This is a genomic window from uncultured Winogradskyella sp., assembly GCF_947498005.1.
In the GTDB taxonomy this organism is placed as follows: Bacteria; Bacteroidota; Bacteroidia; order Flavobacteriales; family Flavobacteriaceae; genus Winogradskyella.
Window position 1 is genome coordinate 308,917 of record NZ_CANMIW010000004.1, and the last position, 22,336, is coordinate 331,252.

Here is a 22,336-nt window from a genome sequence, read left to right on the forward strand (position 1 = left end):
GTTTTATACGTAAAGGTTATCTTAATTCTGCACCTAGTTTAGTTTCAAAATTAGATTGCAGCTTAGACATTATTTTATCTATTTGCTTATCGTTTAACGTCTTATTTTCATCTTGAAGAATAAAACTTACGGCATAACTCTTCTTACCAGATGGCAATTTTTTACCTTCATAAACATCGAATAAATTCACGCTTTTAAGTAAATTTCTTTCGGTTTGTTTGGCTATAGTATCTATTTCTTCAAATGTGATTTTATCATCCAATAACAGAGCAAAGTCTCTCCTAACTTCAGGGTATTTTGGTATTGGGCTAAACTTAATTTTATTGTGTTTTGCCATTTCAATCACGTTATCCCAATTAAAATCTGCAAATAATACGTTCTGAGAAATTCCAAAAGGTTTTAAAACCGATTTTTTTACTAAGCCAAAATCTACCATCTTCTTTTTACCTATTGAAAAGCTCATGCCTTCACTAAAAATATCAGATTTTACAGGAGAGGTTTTTAATTTTGTTAAACCTAAACGCTCTAATGCAACTACAATGGATCCTTTAAGGTAGAAAAAATCGGTTTGACTAGCTTTAGAATTCCAACGCTCTTCAGCTTTATTTCCTGTAACAAAAAGTGATAAGTGCTTGTGCTCTTCTCGAGATGTAGAATAGTGATGGTATGTTTTTCCGAATTCAAATAATTTTAAATCATCTCGTTTTCTATTAATATTGTGTGCAACGGCCTCTAGTCCAGAAAATAATAAAGATTGTCGCATTACTTCTAAATCATTACTTAAAGGATTTAGCATTTTTACATTATGCTCCTCATTTAAATCATCACTTAATTCTATGTATTTGGGCGACGTTAAAGAATTGGCCATAATTTCATAGAACCCTTGAGACGCTAATTGATTGCCAATGACATTTTGAAGTTTATAATCTTCAAAGCGTGATGAATTAGAAATAGATGCATTCAACTTTGTTGTTGTTGCAATATTATTATAACCGTAAACTCTTAGGATTTCTTCAATTATATCCGCTTCGCGCTGTACATCATTTCTGTAAGCAGGTACGGTTAAACCTAAACCTGTTTCCGTGACGTTATTTACTTTTATATCTAAAGATGTAAGAATACTTTTAATGGTTTCTTTAGGGATTTCTTCTCCTATTAATTTTTTAGCATTTTCAAAACTTAATCTAACCTCAAAATCTTTAATTTTCTTTGGGTATGCATCTACAATATCGCTTGTAATTTCGCCACCTGCAATTTCTATGATAAGTAAAGCAGCACGTTTTAGCGCATACTCTGTAATGTTAGGATCAATTCCTCTTTCAAATCTAAACGAAGCATCGGTGTTTAAAGCATGTCGTTTAGCAGTTTTACGTACGCTAACCGGATTAAAATAGGCACTCTCTAAAAAGATACGTGTAGTGTGATCTGATACGCCAGAATCTAAACCGCCAAAAACACCAGCAATACACATAGGTTTTTTAGCATCGCAAATCATTAAATCGTCTTCATGGAGTTCGCGCTCAACACCGTCTAAAGTGGTAAATTTTGTACCAGCTTCGCAGGTTTTAACCTCAATTTTATTGCCAGATATCTTATCGGCATCAAAAGCATGTAATGGCTGACCAAGTTCATGCAGTACGTAGTTAGTTGCATCAACAATATTGTTAATAGGTGCTAAACCAATAGATTTTAAGCGATGTTGCAACCAAGCAGGTGAAGGTTCAACTTTTAGATCGGAGATTGTAACACCACAATATCTAGGCGCTTTTTCTAAATCTTGTACATCAACATCTATTTTTAATGCTCTTGCATCTACGTGATAAGAACTTACAGAAGGCGTAATGAGTTCTAACGACACTTCTTTTTGTAATAAACCAGCTTTTAAATCTCTAGCAACACCAAAATGACTCATGGCATCTGCCCGATTTGGCGTTAAGCCTATTTCAAAAACCTGATCATTTTCAATTTTAAATAAGTCTGCTGCTAACGTACCGACCAAAGTGGCATCATCTAAAACCATAATACCATCATGTGATTCACCAAGACCTAATTCGTCTTCGGCACATATCATCCCATGGCTTTCTTCGCCTCTAATTTTACCTTTCTTAATTTTCCAAGCTTCGCCTTCCGCAGTATATAAAGTTGTACCAATAGTTGCTACAGGTACTTTTTGGCCTGCTGCGACATTAGGAGCACCACATACAATTTGTAGAGGCGCATCTGTACCAATATTTACAGTCGTTACTTTTAAACGATCTGCATTTGGGTGTTGCTCACAAGTTAATACTTCGCCAACAATAATACCTTTTAAGCCGCCTTTTACAGACTCATAGGTTTCAATTCCTTCTATCTCAAGACCAAGATCAGTAAGTAAATCTCCTGTTTTCTCTGCGTCCCAATCGGTATTTATAAACTGTTTAAGCCAGTTGTATGAAATTTTCATAGTATAATTTAGTCAAGCCACAAAGATAATAATAGTTGATAGGTAATGAAACATCCATTATTAAAATTTAAGCTTTACTTAAAGATATTTGTTTTGTTCTATGCTGATGACTTATAATGATGATAGAATACAATATATTTGTGATACCAAAAATCAATTATTTAAGATGAGAAAATTATTAGCCTTACTATTTGTTGCTTGTACCATATATTCATGTGATGTAGTGGACAAAATTACAGGAGAAGATGACGAACCCTCTGATGTACCACCAGTACAATCTTATGCAACGTATACATCGCAAAATTCTGTTACACTTAACGGTTTTATAGATAATTCTAATAATTATTATCAAGGATCAGATTCTTACGAGGTTGGCTTTATTTTTAGAACTGGTAGTGAAACTAATGCCAGTAGTGATCAGTTTTTTATAATTGAAGAAGACGTTGCTTATGAAGCATCTATGAGAACCTATAGTATGGATATGTCTTCATTATCTCCAAACACAACATATTATTACACCTGTTATTCTAAAAATGGAGATAATGAAAAATTAGATTGGGAATCATTTACCACATCAGAGATTCCATGCACCTATCAGCAAAACAATTATTACAGTCTCAACGGCAATTGGCGAACTGCGTATGCTACCATAGAAGAACCACAATGCTGCGATGAAGGAAATGTTGGTATTAGATTTGGGATTTGGCCAGATATATTTCAGATTAATTTTAATGAGTTAGACAATGGATATCCACAGACAGGTCAATATTATGGTGTGAATTATGGATTTGATATAACCTATATTCAACGAGAATTGGTGAAGTCTACCAATGAGGTGTTTATAGAATATAATTCCACCTCAGAAACGGAATTATTTGTGGAAAACGATGGACAAACCCTAACACTTATTTTTTGCAATACGCTTTTAAATGATGATGAAATTTTAAACGGGAAGGTTTCAATAACGCTTCCATAATTAAAATTAGTGCTTCTGTAATTTTAGAAATTTTGCACGACCAATGATGTTGTTGCGAGGCATTCGATATAGGGCTATTGTTTTAAATATAAAGCCACAAGAATTATAAAAAATAAATTAAAATCTTACCCAAACCATTATGCGATATATTATAGTAAGTGTTTTTGTACTACTTATGTTTTCTTGTAAAGATGAGAATAATTCTAACATACTAAAAGCACAAGAATTAAAAACGGGAACATACAGAGCTACACTAAAAGTAAAGGATAATAAAGAATTACCGTTTAATTTTGAAGTAAAGTCGCCAACGGAATTACATATTTTTAATGCTGAAGAGATCATAGAGGTCAATGAAATAGCATACAGAAATGATTCTGTTTTTATTGAGACACCTGTTTTTGAAGGCTACATTGCAGCAAAGTTTGAAGGTAATAATCTAAAAGGTAGTTTTATTAAAGAAAGTTTAGGTAGAATAGTGCCATTCTTTGCAGAGTATAATAATGATACGCGTTTTGAAACAACTAATAAACCAAGTGCTAATGTTTCAGGAATCTGGGAAACTGTTTTTAGTGAAGACATAGCAGAAGATGAATATATTGCTAAAGGGGTTTTTAAACAAGAAGGGCAGAAAGTAACAGGAACCTTTAGAACGACAACAGGAGATTATAGATATCTTGAAGGTGTAATGGATGGAAACGAAATGCAGCTATCTACTTTTGATGGTGCACATGCCTTTTTATTTACAGCAACGGTTACAGATTCTACAATGCAAGGTGTTTTTTATTCTGGTAACCACTGGAGAGAACCTTTTGTGGCTAAACGCAACAAAAATTATGAACTACCAAATTCTAATAACCTTACGTTTTTAAAAGAAGGTTATGATAGTATTGATTTTGTATTTCCTAATACATCGGATGAAGAAATTTCTATTATAGATGATCGTTTCAAGGATAAAGTGGTTGTTGTACAAATTATGGGCACATGGTGTCCTAATTGTTTAGACGAAAGTAAATACTACTCAGAGTTTTATAAAAAGAATAAAAACAAGGATATAGAATTTGTGGCTTTAGCATTTGAGTACGCTAAAACCAAAGAGACAGCCTTTAAAAGTATAGATCGTTTACAATCTAGAATAGAAATAGAATATCCGATTCTATTAGCACAATATGGAACATCTGATAAAGCCAAGGCGCAAGAAAAACTGCCAATGTTAAATCATGTATTATCATACCCAACAACTATTTTCTTAGATAAAAAGGGAAAGGTAAGAAAGATACATACGGGTTTTAATGGTCCTGCAACAGGTAATAAGTATATTGAATTTAAGAAAGAGTTTAGCGATTTTATTAATCAGTTATTAAGCGAATAATTAAAACTTCAAAATTTTTACATAACCATCAGGATAAATAAGTTTTTCTTAAATTTCTATCTCACTCTTACTGATATCTTCATAGTTTATAGTTAAGCCCTTGCATTCTCGTATTTGGGCTTCATTGCTTATAAGTATTAAAGTTTTCCCAATTTAGTATTTGAATCAATATCGCATTCATTTGCGCTAAACAGAAGCTTTAATTCTCTATAATTTTGACTCGAACCAATAAAACACATATTATGTCATTATTAACAATTATCCTTAGCATTCTATTACCACCGTTAGCAGTTTTTTTAAAGCATGGTGTAGGTACTGAGTTTCTAATTAGCATTCTATTAACAATTGTAGGATGGTTACCAGGCGTTATTTATGCGTTTTATGTTAATAGTAAATAAAAAAATTATGGAGAATATTTTAGTAGCTGGTGCCAATGGTACCACAGGAAAAAAAATAGTGAACCTTTTAAAAGCATCGCAATATTTTAACCCTATTGCAATGGTTAGAAAAGAAGATCAATTAGAACAATTTAAAGTACAAGGTGTAAGCACTGTATTGGCAGATATAACAGAAGATCTTACACATGCAGTAAAAGACGTAGATAAAGTGCTTTTTGCGGCAGGATCTGGCGGGAAAAATGTTGTTGAGGTAGATCAAGAAGGTGCCAAACGATTAATGGCAGTTTCTAAAATGGCTGACGTTAAAAAGTTTGTAATGTTAAGTACAATGGGAGCAGATAATCCTGATGCCGTAGATGGAATGGAAGATTACATGAAAGCGAAGCAAAATGCAGATGAGCATCTCAGAGCTAGTGAATTAAATTATACAATTGTGAGACCAGGAACTTTAAATAATACTGAAGGAAATGGTAAGATTGAATTGAGCGAAAAATTAAATAAACAAGGCGAAATTAGTAGAGCAGATGTGGCACAAACTCTAGTAAAAGCACTGCATGATGATGCGCCAAATAATAAAACCTTTGAAATTATTCAGGGCGAGACTGTAATAGGAGAAGCGATGAATAGTTTACAAAATAATGAGTTAAGTACGAGTGTTAATTAGGGTTTACCTATGATTTAAAAATTATTACAATTTAAAATTAGAATTAAACACAAATTAAAACACATACACAAAAATGGAAAATTTAAATAAAAAAACAGTAGCAATTTTAGCAACAAACGGATTTGAAGAAAGCGAATTAAGAGAACCAAAACAGGCCTTGGAAAACGCAGGAGCAGATGTCCATATTGTATCTTTAGAATCGGGAGAAATAAAAGGTTGGGCTGATGGTAATTGGAGCAACTCATATAAAGTAGATAAAACATTAAATGAAGTCAATCAGAAAGACTATAATGCTTTAATGTTACCAGGAGGACAAATAAATCCTGATATTTTAAGAAAAAATGAAGATGCAGTAAATTTTGTGAAATCATTTTTTGAGAATCATAAGCCAGTAGCAGCAATATGCCATGCTCCATGGTTGTTGGCAGAGGCAGATGTTCTTAAAGGTAGAAAAGTCACATCGTATGACTCTATTAAGACCGATTTAATTAATGCAGGTGCAAATTGGGTAGACGAAGAAGTTGTAGTAGATTCTGGGTTAGTAACAAGTCGTTCGCCAGAAGATTTACCAGCCTTCAATGCTAAATTGGTAGAAGAGGTTTACGAGGGTAAGCATGAAGAGCAAGTAGCATAATATAAAATTGCTTTGAAGAAGAGAGAAAAGGAAGTACATCGTGTGCTTCCTTTTTTTGTCTTATATCAGAGTGAAATAGTTTCGTTATTCATAATTTCAAGCTGATTTATAAATAATTGGACTTAATCTTTTCTTACAGCTTTAACAGAAGTAAAAAGATTTTAGCCGTGTATAGATTCAGACTTTCCGTAGCTTTTAATAACCTTACCTTCAAACTCCACTAATTCTTGCCAGCGCTTATCTACATCTATATCTTTACCATACTTTCTTGCGAAAGTTATAAATATGGTATAATGGCCAGCTTCGCTAATCATTAATTCGTGGTAAAATTTAGATAGTTCTTTATCCTTTATGCGTTCTGAGAGGGGTTTAAAGCGTTCACAGCTTCTCGCTTCTATCATAGCTGAAAATAGCAGTCTGTCTACCATACTTTTAAGACGGCTACCACCTTTATTCATAAATTTATACAGTTCGTTGACATAGCTGTCTTTACGCTCTCTTCCTAATTTGTAACCACGTTTTTTAATAATATCATGAACCATTTGAAAGTGCTCTAATTCCTCTTTAGCTAACTCAAGTAAATCTGTAACTAAGTCCTCGTACTGAGAGTTATTAGCGATAATAGTAATGGCATTCGTTGCCGCTTTTTGCTCACACCAGGCATGATCTGTAAGTATTTCTTCAAGGTTTTCTTCAGCAATAGTTGCCCATCTTGGGTCGGTTTCTAATTTTAGATGTAGCATGCTCATTATATAATTGTTTTTAATGGATAAATTGAAAGTTGTTTCTAACTAATATAATTCCATATGTTTTTATACTTACTCATTTGTCTGTAGGTATTTAAAATCGCTTGGTGCTGTGGTGCAGCTAAACTAGGATCGTTTTTTAATATGTTTTTTGCATAATAACGTGCTTGTTCTAGAATATCCTTGTCTTTTACAATATCTGCGATTCTAAGGTTTAGTATACCGCTTTGTTGTGTGCCCATAATATCGCCAGGTCCACGTAATTTTAAATCTACTTCTGCAATTTCAAAACCATCACTACTACGTACCATAGTTTCTAATCTTGTTTTGCTATCTTGGCTGAGTTTGTGACTCGTCATTAGTATACAATAGCTTTGTTCTGCGCCTCTACCAACACGTCCTCGTAACTGGTGTAATTGAGATAAGCCAAAACGTTCTGCGCTTTCAATAATCATTACAGAAGCATTTGGTACATTTACACCAACTTCTATAACAGTTGTGGCTACCATTATCTGGGTTTCACCTTTTACAAAACGTTGCATCTCGTAATCCTTATCGGCAGGTTTCATTTTTCCATGTACAATTGAAATTTGATAATCTGGCATTGGGAATTCTCTAGAAACGCTTTCATAACCATCCATTAAATCTTTATAATCCATTTTTTCGCTTTCCTGAATTAATGGATAGACGATATAAATTTGTCGACCTAAAGCAATTTCGTCTTTCATAAACTTGAAAACTTTTAGGCGATTATTATCATATCTATGAACTGTTTTTATCGGTTTTCTTCCAGCTGGTAATTCGTCAATAATTGAAATATCTAAGTCGCCATAAACAGACATCGCTAAGGTTCTCGGAATTGGTGTTGCGGTCATTACAAGAATATGCGGCGGAATAGTTGCCCCTCTAATCTCCCCAGAAGGGAGACTTTTTAGCTGCTTTTCTATATGGCTTATTACATTATCTATGTCTCCAATGACTTGTTCATTTGAGAATCGAATAACTTTAAAGCCTAAGTCTTTTAATATTAATGTTCTTATTTCATCAACCTCTTGTTGTTGTAAACTGTTATGATATCCTCCATCAACTTCGATGACTAAGTTTTTTTCGAGATTAACAAAATCTACAATAAATTCATCAATAATATGTTGACGCCTAAATTTGAAATCTAATTTTTTAGCTCTTAAACATTCCCGTAAAATTCGTTCTGCTTCAGTACTATTTTTTTTGTTTTCTTGCTGAAATGTTTTCATCAAATTGTAAGCCGAAGGACGAGCGGTCATATATTTTTTTAGCACGTTTTTGGCTTCCTCCCTTTGGGAGGATTGAGGTGGGCTTTTATGCCATAATTTACTTCTCTGTTTTACACCAAATCGATGTTGCTCATCAATAATTGCGAGTCCTAAATTCTTAAATTTTACTTTGTCTTCAAGAAGCGCATGTGTGCCAATTAAGAGTTGTAAACTGCCGTTTTCTAGATTTTCATGAATAATTTTTCGTTCTGAAGTTTTAGTTGAACCTGTAAGTAGTGAAATACTGATTCCTAATGGTTTGCATAGCTCACTTAATCCTTGGTAGTGTTGAACTGACAAAATAGCAGTAGGAGCCATGAGGCAGCATTGAAAATCGTTGTCAAGTCCCATGAGTATTGACATGAATGCAACTATAGTCTTGCCAGAACCTACATCGCCTTGTAAAAGCCGATTCATTTGTGCGTTACTACCCAAATCGTGCCTAATTTCTTTTAAGACGCGTTTCTGTGCGTTGGTTAATTCAAAGGGTAAATGGTCTTTGTAGAAGCTATTAAAATAAGTACCGACTTTATCAAATTGGAAGCCTTTTATTTTAGATTTATGAATGAGATTTTTAATAATTAATTGCAGTTGAATGTAGAATAATTCTTCAAATTTTAACCTAAATTTTGCTCTTGCTAAAAGTTCTGGAGTCTTCGGAAAATGAATATTAAAAAGTGCTTCAGATTTTGAAATTAATTTTAATTCTTTCAAAATAGAATCTGGTAATGTTTCAACAAAACGACCTTTAGTTTCCAAAAATAATTGCTGCATTATTTTGGATGTTATTTTGTTTGTAATCCCTTTATTAGATAATTTTTCGGTTGAAGGATAAATGGCCTGCATGGCAGAACGCAGATTACTTTCGTGTTCTTTTTGCAATTCAATTTCTGGATGTGGCATACTATATTTTCCGCCAAACCAATTGGTTTTTCCAAAAATCACATAGGTTTGTCCTGGTTTAAGACTTTCTCTTATCCATTTCTGACCACGAAACCAAACCAATTCCATTTGTCCGGTGTCATCTCTAAAGTCAGCAACTAAACGTTTGCCACGTTTTTGAGCCACTTCTCTAAAGCCCATTAATTTGCCTATAATCTGTACTTCAGCACCATTACGTAGTAACTGATTTATTTTGTAATAATGTGTGCGGTCTATGTATCGATTTGGGAATAAGTTGATGAGATCTTGATACGTTTGAATACCTAACTCCGAACGCAATAAATCTGCGCGGTTTGGGCCAACACCTTTGAGGTAATCAATGGGAGTTTGTAAATTCACACTCATAGATGCGAATTTAATTAATTCCAACGAAAGCAGGAATCTTTTTGTGATACAGTACAAGCTGTATAATCTATAAATTTATGTTATTTCTATGAGCTAACTTTTTAGTAATGGTATAAAATCTCTATTTTGGTCTTATTCTTGTTTTATATCTAGTTATGAAGAATTCTATTATCTATTTATTTGTTTTTATTACCAGTGTTTCCTTTGCTCAGCAAACGGATTATGTTGATTTTATTTCAGTCGATGCAGGATTAGAGTTTCAACCAGAAAAGAAGGAAATTATATTCAAAGCTAAATACACTTTCAAAATATTAAAAAAGGTAGATTCTATTTATTTAGATGCAAAAAACACGTATCACTATGAACTTCATGATAGTAGTTTTAAAGGCGGAATTGGCTCTTTAGGAAATGATAAAATTGTTATAAGAAGTAGTGAGTTTGAAATCGGACAAATCTATAACTTCACAATGATTTGTTTTTCAAAGCCTAAGAAAGCACTGTATTTTACGAAACAAAATAATGATTTTCAAATTTGGACTCAAGGTCAAGGGAAATACACAAGTAATTGGTTGCCAAGTATAGATGATGTCAATGATAAGATTGAATTTGATATTTCAATAACTTACCCAAACGGTTTTGAGGCACTTGCTAATGGCGTGTTAGTAGATAAGCAAGTTGGAGATTCTTTAACAACTTGGAAATACAACATGAAAAAACCAATGTCTAGCTACTTAGTAGCATTAGCAATTGGTAAATACGATAAGAAAACTGAAACGTCTAAATCTGGAATTCCATTAGAATATTACTATTACCCAGAAGATTCTTTAAAGTTTGAACCTACGTATCGTTATTCAAAACAGATGTTCGATTTTTTAGAAGAAGAAATTGGTTTTCCTTTTCCTTGGCAGAATTATAAACAAGTTCCTGTTCACGATTTTTTATATTCAGGTATGGAAAACACAAGTTTAACCATTTTTTCAGATGCTTTTGTGGTAGATTCTATTGGGTTTAATGATAAAAATTATGTGAATGTTAATGCACATGAGTTAGCGCATCAATGGTTTGGAGATTTGGTATCGGCAAAATCTGGGAAGCACCATTGGTTGCAAGAAGGCTTTGCAACGTATTACGCACTTTTGGCCGAACGCGATATTTTTGGTGATGACTATTTTTATTTTAAATTATTAGAAAACGTACTCGATTTAAGTCGGCAAGATTTAACTGGTAATGGCACGTCATTACTAGACGAGAAAGCCAGTAGTTTAACCTTTTACCAAAGAGGTGCTTTTGTGTTGCATGCTTTGAAAGATAAAGTCGGTGATGCTGTGTTTAAAAAAGCAGTAAAAAACTATCTAACAAAGTATCAGTTTGGCAATGTAGAAACCAAAGATTTTATCGCTGAAGTCCAAAAAGTTTATGGTAAATCGTTAACCAGCTTTGTGAATTATTGGATTGTAAATAAAGATTTTCCATACGAACAGGCGTTTGAAATTCTAAAAAAGCAATCTGTGTTTGTGAATGAATATGCAATAGTAGATTGCGAAGCGCAGTCTTCTAAATGTGCAGAGCAACTTAAGTACTATATCTCAGATGAAGCTAAAGCTAAGATTATTTCTCAAGTACCAGACTTAGTAACAGCAGATACCTTTAAAAACGGTTTGAAAGTAAGACAGGCGATTGCGCAACATGTAACAAAAATTCCTTTAGCTTTAAAATCAGAGTATGAGACATTGTTAGACGATAAATCGTATGTTACTATAGAAAGTGCATTGTATAATCTTTGGACTAGTTTTCCGGCAGATCGTGCTAAATACTTATCTAAAACGAGAGATGTTGTTGGTTTTAGCGATAAAAATGTACGTCTATTATGGATAGTTTTAAATTTAAACACGCCATTCTACGAAGCCGATAATAAATATGAACTCTTTAATGAATTAAAACAATATACTGGAGAAAAATATAATGCAGAATTAAGAATGAGCGCATTTAATTACCTTTACTTAATGAAATCTTGTGACGAAGACTGTATTTCTGAATTAGAAAAAGCGAAATCGCATCATAACTGGAGAATGGTTAAGTTTGCAAAAGATTTAATTAAAAAAATAGAAGAAAACAAAAATTAATGCGAGCATTAGTCATATCTGGAGGAGGAAGTAAAGGTGCATTTGCTGGTGGTGTTGCACAGTATTTAATGGAACGCGAAAAACATAATTACGATATGTTTTTAGGGACTTCAACAGGTAGTTTGTTGGTGCCACATCTAGCGGTAAATGAAATAGGTAAGCTTTATGATATTTTTACAAATGTACAGCAGACTGATATTTTTAGTATAAGTCCATTCGTGCAACGTAAAAAAGGCGATAGAGAGTATGTTTCAATAGATTTTATTAATTCGTTATGGCAATTTATTAGGCGAAAGCGAACGTTCGGAGAGAGTAAAGCCTTAAGAAAACACATTAGAAAAAATGTAACCTATGAGGAATATTTAAAAATTAGAAAAGAAAAGCATGATGTTGTCGTCACTGTTTCAAATTTATCAATGAACCGTGTGGAGTATAAATCTATACAAGAGTGTTCTTATGAAGAGTTTTGTAATTGGATTTGGATTTCATGTAATTACATTCCTTTTATGTCTTTAGCCAAAGTAGATGGTTATGAATATGCAGATGGTGGCTTAGGTAGTGTTATTCCTATTAGAGAAGCAATTTTAAGAGGCGCAACAGAAATTGATGCCATAGTGCTAGAAGCGGAAACTTTAGGAAAGCAAAAGGTATTGGGTAAAAACCCATTTTCGTTAATGATAAGCCTTTTTGGTCACCTGTTAGATCAGGTAGAGAAAAATGATATAATAATAGGTAAGTTGGCTGCAAAGCATAGAAATGTAAAATTGAATCTCTATTACACTCCTACAACTCTCACTGAAAATTCATTAATCTTTAGCAAACGACTTATGGAAAAATGGTGGCGAGAAGGTTATGAATACGCTGAGAAACGTCACGATAAATAGTTTCTATGTAAATCGTTTTAACGAAGTTCTAATATTCCAACAATCTATAAGGTTTAGTAATCTCAAAAAATTACCACATCTCACTAACCTCTTGTTTAATGAAAGCTAATGCGGCACCACTTGGCGCAGGCTTATCCATTAAATCAGTTAATACAACTTCTCTTAGCTTTGTGGCAGAGTCTGTAGATTCTTGCATTGTTGCTTTTCTTATAAGTTGAATCGTTGCGTTTTTTGCCGCTTGTGTAATAGACCAACATTGGTCACTTACATAGATTTGCTGAGATAAATTATGTTCAAATTCTTGTTCTATAGTAGCAATAAGTAATGCTTCGTAATCTTCTTTATTTGAGGATGTTGGGTTAACCCTTGTAAGCAATTTAGAAGGTGCAACACGTTCTAAAAAAAGTGCCATACGTTCATAGGCTTGTAAACGTAATGGAAAGGTTTCTTTCTGTAAATCTTTTTGCAATAGAAAGTTTCTTCTATTATTTTCATTGTCAGTATGCATCTTAAAAAAGTAATATGCAATAGCACCAACAATTAAAGCAGGTGCAATACTAAAAATAAGCTCTATAATTTTATCGATATCCATTTCAATTGATTTTTTTGAGTTAAGAATAACTTGTTTGAAGTTAAAACCAATACGTGTATTAACGTATCTTGATGCTTCAACTTGTAAAGTTAATTTATTTTACAGATTCTGAAAATTTATGCATCAAACTATGACCAAAAAATATAAAAAACCAGGAATTATTATTGCAACAATAGTCTTAGTGTCAATCCTCTTATCTTTTATACTGAATATGGTATTAGAGCAAAAAATCTCCAAGGCCATTGCTAATTTACCTGATTCTGTTCTGGTTGACTATAAGTCTATAGATACTAATATTTGGTTGGGTAATATAGAGGTCACTATGCCAAAAATAGAAGTCAAAGGAAAAAATACAAACGAAATTATTCTTGATGCGAAAACTAAAACTATTGAATTGAATGACCTAAGCTATTGGGAATTTTTAGTTAATGATAAAATTGACATTAATCAAATTTTTGTTAACCAACTCATTGCTAATTATAAGCACAATTCAGTTGTTAAAAACGATTCATATCAGGCTAGTTTTATAGAAAACATTAAGCAAGTCATAGGTGTAAATGAAATTCTCATCAATGATTCTAATGTGCTTATCTCAGATTACAAGACAGATTCTATAATTGTCAGTGTACCTGTTTTAAAGATTAACTTAAATGATTTAGAATTAAATCCTCACGTAGAAGGTTTAAAAAATCAAATTAAGTATAGCGACTTCAGTTTAGTAGCTAATGACCTGATGTATGCCATAAGTGATTTTGAAATCTTAACTGCAAGTTTATTTAAATTTTCAAATAATAGTATAGACATAGAAAGCTTAAGTATTAAAACTAAATATGGTAAAACGGAATATTCTAGAATTTTAAAAACTGAACGAGATCACTTTGACTTATCCATAAAAGAAATTGACTTCGTAGGTTTAGATTATGGGTTTAATGAAAATGATGCCTTTTATTTAATTTCAGATCATATAAAATTAAACACACCTGAGGCCGAAATTTATAGAGATAAGTTAGTCGCAGATGGTATAACCCATAAACCACTTTATGCTTCAATTCTACGTGATCTTGATTTTCAGTTAGATCTAAAACAAATTAACATTGATAACGGAAAGATCTCTTATTTAGAGAAAGTGAACATGGAAAATCCGGCAGGTCGATTAGATTTTTCAAATATGGAAGTCATATTAACTAATGTGAGTAATATTAACGCAAATCAGCCAACGGAAATTGAAATCAATACAACATTTATGGAAAATTCAATTCTAAAAGTAGATTGGAATTTTGTTGTGGCTAATGAATCAGATGAATTTGAGTTTAAAGCAGATTTAGGTGTATTTGAAGTGAACCAATTAGATCAATTTTCAAAATCTAATCTTAATGTAGATTTAAATGGCGCATTAGCGCAAACTTATTTTACAATTAGTGGAAATAAAGAGAGTTCGCGTGTTAACTTAAAAATGAAATACGATGATTTTGAGGTTGTTATTTTGAAGAAAAATGGAAAAGAGAGAAATAAATTTTTGTCAAGCTTGGTAAATTTAATTGTTAAAGACAATAGTAGAGACGAAGGTAGTATTTATAGATATGGATTAGATGAAGCGGTAGAAAGAGACAAAACGAAATCTGTATTTAATTTTGTTTGGTTAAATGTTAGACAAGGATTATTAGATGCAATGACAGGTGATGGGACTAAGGAAAACTAATTATTTTACAATTTTATAATATTGTTTTAATATTTGTAGTGTTTCAATTCGGATAAGAATAAGACTATCCGTAAATTTACAGCTTCAAAAAAACAAGCTTGGAAAAATATCTCAGTCAACTTAATGAGGCACAACTAGAACCCACAATTCAGGTCGATGGACCTATGATAATAATTGCTGGTGCAGGTTCTGGAAAAACACGTGTTTTAACCTTTCGTATTGCTTACTTAATGAGTAAAGGCATTGATTCGTTCAATATTTTAGCCTTAACGTTTACAAATAAGGCAGCAAAAGAAATGAAAGGACGTATTGCTGATATTGTTGGTGATGGCGAAGCAAAGAACCTTTGGATGGGTACTTTTCACTCTGTTTTTGCTAAGATTTTACGATTTGAGGGTCATCATTTAGGCTTTCCTAGTAACTTCACTATATACGACACACAAGATTCTCAAAAGTTGATGGGTTCTATTATTAAAGAAATGGGACTTGATAAGGATATTTACAAAACAAAGCAGGTTTATAGTAGAATTTCTTCATACAAAAACAGTTTAATTACGGTTAAAGCCTATTATCGCAATCCTGAATTAATGGAAGCTGATGCTATGGCAAGACGACCAAAAATGGGTGAAATTTATAAGGAATATGTGGATCGATGCTTTAAAGCTGGTGCAATGGATTTTGATGATTTATTATTAAGAACCAATGAGCTTTTAACGCGTTTTCCAAATGTTTTAGCGCAGTACCAAAACAAGTTTCGTTATATTCTGGTAGATGAGTACCAAGATACAAACCACTCTCAATATTTAATAGTACGTGCTTTAGCAGATCGTTTTCAAAACATTTGTGTTGTAGGTGATGATGCTCAAAGTATCTATGCGTTCCGTGGCGCGAACATCAATAATATTTTAAATTTCCAAAAGGATTACGATAATGTAAAAATGTATCGTCTAGAACAAAATTACCGTTCTACAAAAAATATTGTTGGTGCTGCAAACTCAGTAATTGAACATAATAAAACAAAACTTGATAAAATAGTTTGGACAGCCAATGATGTTGGTGAAAAGGTCATTGTACATAGAGCATTGACTGATGGTGATGAAGGGCGTTATGTAGCAAGTACTATTTGGGAAACTAAAATGAATGAGCAACTTCATAATAGTGATTTTGCAGTTCTATATCGTACCAATGCACAGTCTAGAGCGATTGAAGATGCTTTAAGAAAACGAGATATTCCTTACCGAATTTATGGAGGTTTATCATTTTACCAGCGCAAAGAGATAAAAGATGTTACAGCATATTTACGTCTAATACTTAACTCAGCAGATGAAGAAGCATTAAAACGTGTTATTAATTATCCTGCAAGAGGTATTGGTCAAACCACAGTAGATCGTTTAATTGTTGCTGCTAATGCAACTGGTAGAACAATATATGATCTTATTAAGGATATTGATTCAGTTAATATCAACATCAATAATGGAACTAAAGGCAAATTAAGAGATTTTGTAACGCTTATTGAGAGTTATAAAGTAATGAATCAAACAGCGAATGCTTTTGATTTGTCAGAACACGTTACCAAGACTAGTGGTTTAATTAGAGAGCTTGGAAAAGATGGTACACCAGAAGGTGTAACAAAACTAGATAACGTTCAGGAGTTACTCAATGGTATAAAAGATTTTGTTGAAGGTCAAATGGAATTAGCTGATGCTGGCGATTCTTTAGCAGAATTTTTAGAAGATGTTGCCTTAGCTACAGATTTAGATGGCGATAAAGGTGATCCTGACCATGTAGCTTTAATGACAATTCACTTAGCGAAAGGATTAGAGTTTGGGCATGTTTTTATTGTTGGTATGGAGGAAGATTTATTTCCGAGTGCCATGAGTATGAATACCAGAAGTGAGCTAGAAGAAGAACGAAGATTATTTTATGTTGCCTTAACCAGAGCAGAAAAACAAGCCTATTTAACATATACATTATCTAGATACCGTTGGGGAAAATTAATAGACGCAGAACCAAGCCGATTTATTGAAGAGATAGATGATGAATTTGTAAACATAACAACACCTTTAAAAGAACGATTTAATCCTATGTTAGATGCTACTATATTTGGAGATATAGAGCCTAATAAAGTAAGATTTGCAAAACCTAAAACTGCAAAAATGCCAAAAAAGAAGATAAAAGCGAAGCCAGAGAATTTTGAAATTAGTGCACCCAAGAAAATGGTGCCAGTAAGTAAAGCGGACAGTAGTACTGACGCTACAAATACAAGTTTAGAAGTTGGTAGTAAAGTTAATCATCAACGTTTTGGTAGAGGAGAAGTGATTAAATTAGAAGGTAAAGGTGCAGACGCGAAAGCCGAAATTAAATTTCAGAAAGGCGATACTAAAAAATTATTGTTACGTTTTGCTAAGCTTCAAATTATGAGAGGGTAATTTTATTTTACCATACAGACCGAATTAATGTTTCCTTCGCCATCGTACTCTTTAACAGAGTTGTGAGGATCAGTAAACCATTTTCCATCAACAATAAACTTATAATGGTGTTTACCACCAGATAGTCTTTTGGTATAGGTCCAGCAATTTTCAGTTTTGGTCATTACGTAATCATTCTCAGACCAATTGTTAAAATCGCCACTTAAGATTACTGTATTTGCATCTTCAAAATCGCAGAGTTTAAAGGTTACGTTTTTCTGTACATCAATAACAGAATTATAGCCATTGAACTCGTTTACTTTTTTTGATGGATTCTGTGGGTCTTCAATCCAATTGCCATCTATAATAAATTTATATTCATAGATGTCTGGATTTAGTTGTAATGTTACCATCCAACCATCATCTGTTGGTTTCATTACAAAACCGGTTTCATCCCAACGATTAAAGGTTCCACTTAAAATAACTTTTTTAGCGTCCTTATAGCCTTTAAGTTTAAAACTCACGTTTCCATAGTCCGTTGCAAAGGCGCTGTAAAATTTTAGATTATACACCATTAAAGAATAGCCATTGTAGTCTACAGCGGTTACACTGTTTTCAACATCGCTAGTTGGCTCTGCCCAATGTTTACTATTCACAATGAATTTAAATTCCCAACCAAAATCTGAAGTAAATATAGAGAGGTCTTTTTTTAATTGGTAAATAGAATCATTTACCTGAGTCATTGGCCATTGATCTAATGCCCAATTATTAAACTCTCCTGAGACAAAGACATCATCAATTTTTTCAACGTTATTTTTAATATTAGGATAATCGTTGACATTAAATAGGAAAGTTATTTCTTTTCCTTTTATATCAAAACCCTTAATAGTTTTACTTTGAGCAATGGTTTTAAAGGCGAATAATAATGAAAAGATTAGAAAAAATAGATATTTTGATTTTATTTTCAAGGCTCAATAATAGGAAACTTAATAAAATAGAGTTTCTTTTTTTTGTAATTAATAATTGTACGTTGTTGAGCGAAAAATTCAAAGCCTAATATACCATCGAGATTAGTGCTAAATGCACTATTCATTTTTTTTAAATTAGTAAGGACAGTTTTCATTGGGCCAAAGTAAATTGAGTCGTTCAATTTAACTCTATACAAATTTCCTGCCATAACTGTCATTTTCTTACCACTAGCACCAGTAAGCTTTAGTTCTTTGCTAGGATAAAAGTAGTCTAAAATTTCTGAATCTAAGTTTTTATTCAATTGATTATACTCTGCACCAGTATCTATTCCGAATAGAACTTTTTCGTTTTCAATGAATGCATTTACAATAATGGTGTGATTCTTTAATTTAAAATCGATGCTATCATGTATGGTCTCTGCATATACCTTTTCCGATAATCGATTTCCTTGTTTATCAGTTTTAGTTAAGGTAATTTGATTAAGGTGCATATCTATAAATATTTCAAAATCCTTCAAAATACTATAGCCTATAATACCTAATACTTCTATTTTTTTAATTTTTTCAATATGCGATAGATCTATGACATCGGCTTTTAATTTTTCTAAATTAAAGTTTTCTAAACTCATTTTATCTAGAAATTTAGCCTTTACATTTTCTATATCACTGTGTACACCACTTCTTTGCTTTCCGTCTTGTACGTTGGGTTTAGAGGAATTAAAGTGAACACTATTTAAAATTAGGGTTTCGGAACCTGTATCAATAATAAAATTACCTTCTTTATCTAGTAATTCTACTTCAACGACAATGAGTTGATCTATGATTTTAAATGGAATACGAGTGGTTGAAGCGTTTACAACTTCAGCTTTAGTAAAAATGATCGGAGGTTTAATTTCGGTAGCAAAAAGCTTAGTTGAAATTAAAAAGACTAGGATGATTTTGATTGATTGATGCATGTATAATAGACTGTTAATGTTCTAAAATGTTACAGTTTTTCAATTTTTTAACATTATTAGCCGTAAACCGACGAAAGTGGTAATTATAAATGGGTTTCAATAAAAGCCTTTAGTTTTACTGATGTATCTAGCAAATTCAGTCCAACCCAACCATGGCCTTCATTAGGATATAATGTAAATTCATGCGTAACATTGAGTTCAGCAAGTTTGCTTTGCATATCTGTACCTTGCGTAGTTGGTACTAAAGGATCTTCACCACCATAAAATAAAATAGTTGGTGGTGCTGATATTGTTACTCTATGGTAAGGGCTTATTTCCTCTAAGTATGCTGTTGAAGTATCAATGCCTAAATTATTTAATAAAGCCTGTAGAATAGGGTTGGTGTTATCTAAATAAGCAGGATCAGTAAAATTGGTTGGTCCTACAACACTGCATACCATTTCGGTTTGGTTGGCAGAATCAAAACCATAACTCCAAAGTAATGATAAATGAGCACCTGCACTCGCACCAACAAAACCAATGTCGTCTGATATAGTGTAATAATCTTCATTTTCTCCAATAAACTCTACAACGCTTGTAATATCATTGATTTGCATTGGGTAAGCTTCATTAGTCTGGTCAGCCAATCTATAATTCATGTTAACCACAGCATAACTAGGCATTTGGTCTAATATAAAATCTTTAAAGTCATCCATGTCTTCTTTATCTCCAGAAGACCATCCGCCACCATGTACTAGAATAATGGTTTTAGTACTACTTGATCTGTTCGCAGGTAAATACAAGTCAAAAACTTGGTCACTATCACTACCATAAGAGACATTGAGTGCTGTGTGTGCTTCTAAAGGATTTAAAACTTCTGGTTCTTCGTCATCAGAGCCGTTAGAATCACAAGCAATAGATGTTGAAATTGAGATTAAAATTAGGAAAACGAACTTTAAATGTTTCATGAGTGATTCGTATTGAAAAATATAGTTACTTTGTAAACGTATTGGAAAGATACTTATTATGGCTGAATTTATTAAAATATATCCCGAAAATCCTAATCCTAAGGCAATTCAAAGAATTATAAAAGTCCTTAAAAATGGCGGATTAATTATATATCCTACAGATACAGTTTATGGTTTAGGTTGTGATATTACCAATATAAAAGCATTAGAAAAAATAGCCAGAATTAAAGGTGTTAAATTAGAAAAGTCGAATTTTTCATTTGTTTGTGAGGACTTAAGCAATCTCAGTGATTACGTAAAACAAATTGATACTACAACGTTTAAAATTCTAAAACGTGCTTTGCCAGGACCATATACGTTTATTCTTCCTGGTTCTAAAAATCTACCAAATCCTTTTAAAAAACGAAAAACAGTAGGTATTAGAGTGCCAGATAATTCAATAGCCTTAGCATTAGTCTCAGCATTGGGTAACCCAATTGTATCTACATCAATTAGAGATGATGATGATGTGTTAGAATATACCACTGATCCCGAATTAATTATAGAAAAATGGGATAAATTAGTAGATGTTGTTATTGATGGAGGTTATGGTGATAACGAAGCTTCTACAATAGTAGATTTATCTGAAGACGAACCAATTATTGTAAGAGAAGGTAAAGGGAGTTTAGAGATTTTTTAAGCTTATTCTCTAATTGGTTTTTTAACACTATAAAATAATAATATTCCAATTAAACCGGTTATTAAAAATCCCATAAACAACGGTAATACAGATGTTGTTATAAAAGTACCAATGTAATATGCAATAGGTACAGCCATTATGGTAGAAATAAAACCGTTTAGCGCAGATCCAATACCAGCAATATGTCCTAACGGTTGCATTGCTAAAGCTCTGTAATTACCAAATAAGAACGCCACACTTGTAAACTGAAGAATTAAGAAGAGAATTAAGATCTCTATACTTGGATTGATCCCAGACCAAAATAAAACAACATAAATCAATGAAATTAGCGTAAAAGCTAATAAAGCGATATTTACTAAATTCCACATACCATAGCGCATTACAATAGCACTATTTAAAAAAGTAGCTAAACCAATAGTAATCGCTAAACTGGCAAATATGTATGGGAAGTAATCGCCTAAATCGTATTGTACCTGAAAAATTTGTTGCGCAGTTCCCAAATACACCATAAAAGATCCCATGATTAAACCAGAAAGAAAGGTGTAAATTATTGCTGATTTTATTTTGAAAAAGGTCTGCGATCCTGTTTTAAAAATAGACCATCGAAATGTTTTTCTGTATTTGTCATGTAAAGTTTCTGGTTGACGTTTCCAAAACCATAACATTATTAAAGAACCAAATGCTAGGTTAACGTTGAATATAGATTCCCATCCAAAATTATTTAATAAAAACTGACCCAACATAGGTGCTATAACAGGAACCAAGATAAACGTCATTGTAACCACAGAAAGAATTTTAGCCATATGATCACCACTGTAAGAATCTCTAACAATAGCGACACTCATGGTTCTGGGAGAAGACAAACCAATGCCTTGTAAAACACGTCCAAAAAGCATCATTTCAAAATTTCTTGTTGTGATACAGATAATGGAAGCCACAATAAATATCCCAAACCCAACGTAAACCATAGGTTTACGACCAAAACTATCTGACAATGGTCCAAATATTAATTGTCCAAAACCTAAGCCTAGAAATATGGTAAAAATTAGTTTTTGGTTCTCAGTTTCATTTGCACTACCCAAATAGTTTCCAATTTTAGGTAAAGCAGGTAGAACAGCATCAATTGACAAGGCAACAATGGACATTAATGCTGCCATTAGTACCACAAATTCTAACTGAGATCGGTTTTCATTTTGCATGGCGCAAAAGTAATTTATTTAAACCCTAAATTAGATTCACTTTAACATAATAATGATTTATTAATTTGAAGT

At 32.6% G+C, this 22,336-nt stretch carries 18 protein-coding genes; 10 read left to right on the top strand and 8 right to left on the bottom strand.

The window, feature by feature from the left end:
* Nucleotides 1-16: 16 nt before the first annotated feature.
* Entirely contained in the window at nt 17-2,443 is a 2,427-nt protein-coding gene (gene pheT, locus Q0891_RS09615; protein WP_299101094.1) for a phenylalanine--tRNA ligase subunit beta, read from the bottom strand.
* 166 nt (nt 2,444-2,609) lie between these two features.
* On the opposite strand from pheT, the gene Q0891_RS09620 reads away from it, so the two are divergent.
* The 5 genes from Q0891_RS09620 (at nt 2,610) to Q0891_RS09640 (ending at nt 6,484) form a co-directional block, all read left to right on the top strand.
* Nucleotides 2,610-3,419: a hypothetical protein gene (locus Q0891_RS09620; protein ID WP_299101096.1), complete on the top strand. Its 810-nt coding sequence runs from the start codon at nt 2,610-2,612 to the stop codon at nt 3,417-3,419.
* 139 nt (nt 3,420-3,558) lie between these two features.
* Nucleotides 3,559-4,788: a peroxiredoxin gene (locus tag Q0891_RS09625; RefSeq protein WP_299101097.1), complete on the top strand. Its 1,230-nt coding sequence runs from the start codon at nt 3,559-3,561 to the stop codon at nt 4,786-4,788.
* 242 nt (nt 4,789-5,030) lie between these two features.
* Complete coding sequence (locus Q0891_RS09630) at nt 5,031-5,186, top strand: YqaE/Pmp3 family membrane protein (protein WP_299101099.1); 156 nt, start codon at nt 5,031-5,033, stop codon at nt 5,184-5,186.
* 7 nt (nt 5,187-5,193) lie between these two features.
* On the top strand, nt 5,194-5,850 hold the full coding sequence (locus Q0891_RS09635; RefSeq protein WP_299101101.1) for an SDR family oxidoreductase: 657 nt from the start codon (nt 5,194-5,196) through the stop codon (nt 5,848-5,850).
* Between the two features lie 73 nt (nt 5,851-5,923).
* The gene (locus Q0891_RS09640; protein WP_299101103.1) at nt 5,924-6,484 is read left to right on the top strand and encodes a type 1 glutamine amidotransferase domain-containing protein; all 561 of its coding nucleotides are present in this window, start codon (nt 5,924-5,926) and stop codon (nt 6,482-6,484) included.
* A 161-nt stretch (nt 6,485-6,645) separates the two neighbouring features.
* Here Q0891_RS09640 and Q0891_RS09645 read toward each other — a convergent pair whose 3' ends face one another.
* Both Q0891_RS09645 and Q0891_RS09650 read right to left on the bottom strand, forming a co-directional pair.
* Nucleotides 6,646-7,227, bottom strand: coding sequence for a tRNA-(ms[2]io[6]A)-hydroxylase (locus tag Q0891_RS09645; RefSeq protein ID WP_299101215.1), 582 nt, complete (start codon nt 7,225-7,227; stop codon nt 6,646-6,648).
* Between the two features lie 44 nt (nt 7,228-7,271).
* The gene (locus Q0891_RS09650) at nt 7,272-9,809 is read right to left on the bottom strand and encodes a DUF559 domain-containing protein (RefSeq protein WP_299101105.1); all 2,538 of its coding nucleotides are present in this window, start codon (nt 9,807-9,809) and stop codon (nt 7,272-7,274) included.
* Nucleotides 9,810-9,964: 155 nt separating this feature from the next.
* Here Q0891_RS09650 and Q0891_RS09655 point away from each other — a divergent pair, with 155 nt between their 5' ends.
* Complete coding sequence (locus tag Q0891_RS09655; RefSeq protein WP_299101106.1) at nt 9,965-11,932, top strand: M1 family metallopeptidase; 1,968 nt, start codon at nt 9,965-9,967, stop codon at nt 11,930-11,932.
* Complete coding sequence (locus Q0891_RS09660; protein WP_173282192.1) at nt 11,932-12,816, top strand: patatin-like phospholipase family protein; 885 nt, start codon at nt 11,932-11,934, stop codon at nt 12,814-12,816. Before Q0891_RS09655 ends, Q0891_RS09660 begins: the two co-directional genes overlap by 1 nt.
* 70 nt (nt 12,817-12,886) lie before the next feature.
* On the opposite strand, the gene Q0891_RS09665 is transcribed toward Q0891_RS09660, so the two are convergent.
* A complete protein-coding gene (locus Q0891_RS09665) occupies nt 12,887-13,408 on the bottom strand; it encodes a hypothetical protein (RefSeq protein ID WP_299101107.1) in 522 nt (173 codons plus the stop codon).
* A 130-nt stretch (nt 13,409-13,538) separates the two neighbouring features.
* Between Q0891_RS09665 and Q0891_RS09670 the strand changes: the two genes are divergently transcribed.
* Together Q0891_RS09670 and Q0891_RS09675 are read left to right on the top strand one after the other, a co-directional pair.
* Complete coding sequence (locus Q0891_RS09670; RefSeq protein WP_299101109.1) at nt 13,539-15,107, top strand: hypothetical protein; 1,569 nt, start codon at nt 13,539-13,541, stop codon at nt 15,105-15,107.
* 98 nt (nt 15,108-15,205) lie between these two features.
* On the top strand, nt 15,206-17,536 hold the full coding sequence (locus tag Q0891_RS09675) for an ATP-dependent helicase (RefSeq protein ID WP_299101111.1): 2,331 nt from the start codon (nt 15,206-15,208) through the stop codon (nt 17,534-17,536).
* Between the two features lie 2 nt (nt 17,537-17,538).
* On the opposite strand, the gene Q0891_RS09680 is transcribed toward Q0891_RS09675, so the two are convergent.
* From Q0891_RS09680 to Q0891_RS09690, 3 genes are all read right to left on the bottom strand, one after another.
* The gene (locus tag Q0891_RS09680; RefSeq protein ID WP_299101113.1) at nt 17,539-18,483 is read right to left on the bottom strand and encodes a hypothetical protein; all 945 of its coding nucleotides are present in this window, start codon (nt 18,481-18,483) and stop codon (nt 17,539-17,541) included.
* Nucleotides 18,480-19,439 (bottom strand): aspartyl protease family protein, encoded by a 960-nt coding sequence (locus Q0891_RS09685; RefSeq protein WP_299101115.1) that lies wholly within the window; start codon nt 19,437-19,439, stop codon nt 18,480-18,482. Before Q0891_RS09685 ends, Q0891_RS09680 begins: the two co-directional genes overlap by 4 nt.
* 83 nt (nt 19,440-19,522) lie before the next feature.
* Entirely contained in the window at nt 19,523-20,386 is an 864-nt protein-coding gene (locus Q0891_RS09690; RefSeq protein WP_299101117.1) for an alpha/beta hydrolase, read from the bottom strand.
* 58 nt (nt 20,387-20,444) lie between these two features.
* Between Q0891_RS09690 and Q0891_RS09695 the strand changes: the two genes are divergently transcribed.
* The gene (locus tag Q0891_RS09695) at nt 20,445-21,065 is read left to right on the top strand and encodes an L-threonylcarbamoyladenylate synthase (protein ID WP_299101119.1); all 621 of its coding nucleotides are present in this window, start codon (nt 20,445-20,447) and stop codon (nt 21,063-21,065) included.
* Nucleotides 21,066-21,067: 2 nt separating this feature from the next.
* On the opposite strand, the gene Q0891_RS09700 is transcribed toward Q0891_RS09695, so the two are convergent.
* A complete protein-coding gene (locus tag Q0891_RS09700) occupies nt 21,068-22,264 on the bottom strand; it encodes a multidrug effflux MFS transporter (RefSeq protein WP_299101121.1) in 1,197 nt (398 codons plus the stop codon).
* Nucleotides 22,265-22,336 lie beyond the last annotated feature (72 nt).

Excerpts from the sequence above, each read along its gene's own strand:
- Q0891_RS09630 (WP_299101099.1), top strand. The coding sequence starts at position 5,031 with ATGTCATTATTAACAATTATCCTTAGCATTCTATTACCACCGTTAGCA.
- Q0891_RS09665 (WP_299101107.1), bottom strand. The coding sequence starts at position 13,408 with ATGGATATCGATAAAATTATAGAGCTTATTTTTAGTATTGCACCTGCT.
- Q0891_RS09620 (WP_299101096.1), top strand. The coding sequence starts at position 2,610 with ATGAGAAAATTATTAGCCTTACTATTTGTTGCTTGTACCATATATTCA.
- Q0891_RS09650 (WP_299101105.1), bottom strand. The coding sequence starts at position 9,809 with ATGAGTGTGAATTTACAAACTCCCATTGATTACCTCAAAGGTGTTGGC.
- Q0891_RS09690 (WP_299101117.1), bottom strand. The coding sequence starts at position 20,386 with ATGAAACATTTAAAGTTCGTTTTCCTAATTTTAATCTCAATTTCAACA.
- Q0891_RS09625 (WP_299101097.1), top strand. The coding sequence starts at position 3,559 with ATGCGATATATTATAGTAAGTGTTTTTGTACTACTTATGTTTTCTTGT.
- Q0891_RS09635 (WP_299101101.1), top strand. The coding sequence starts at position 5,194 with ATGGAGAATATTTTAGTAGCTGGTGCCAATGGTACCACAGGAAAAAAA.
- Q0891_RS09655 (WP_299101106.1), top strand. The coding sequence starts at position 9,965 with ATGAAGAATTCTATTATCTATTTATTTGTTTTTATTACCAGTGTTTCC.
- pheT (WP_299101094.1), bottom strand. The coding sequence starts at position 2,443 with ATGAAAATTTCATACAACTGGCTTAAACAGTTTATAAATACCGATTGG.
- Q0891_RS09700 (WP_299101121.1), bottom strand. The coding sequence starts at position 22,264 with ATGCAAAATGAAAACCGATCTCAGTTAGAATTTGTGGTACTAATGGCA.
- Q0891_RS09685 (WP_299101115.1), bottom strand. The coding sequence starts at position 19,439 with ATGCATCAATCAATCAAAATCATCCTAGTCTTTTTAATTTCAACTAAG.
- Q0891_RS09670 (WP_299101109.1), top strand. The coding sequence starts at position 13,539 with ATGACCAAAAAATATAAAAAACCAGGAATTATTATTGCAACAATAGTC.
- Q0891_RS09645 (WP_299101215.1), bottom strand. The coding sequence starts at position 7,227 with ATGCTACATCTAAAATTAGAAACCGACCCAAGATGGGCAACTATTGCT.
- Q0891_RS09640 (WP_299101103.1), top strand. The coding sequence starts at position 5,924 with ATGGAAAATTTAAATAAAAAAACAGTAGCAATTTTAGCAACAAACGGA.
- Q0891_RS09660 (WP_173282192.1), top strand. The coding sequence starts at position 11,932 with ATGCGAGCATTAGTCATATCTGGAGGAGGAAGTAAAGGTGCATTTGCT.
- Q0891_RS09695 (WP_299101119.1), top strand. The coding sequence starts at position 20,445 with ATGGCTGAATTTATTAAAATATATCCCGAAAATCCTAATCCTAAGGCA.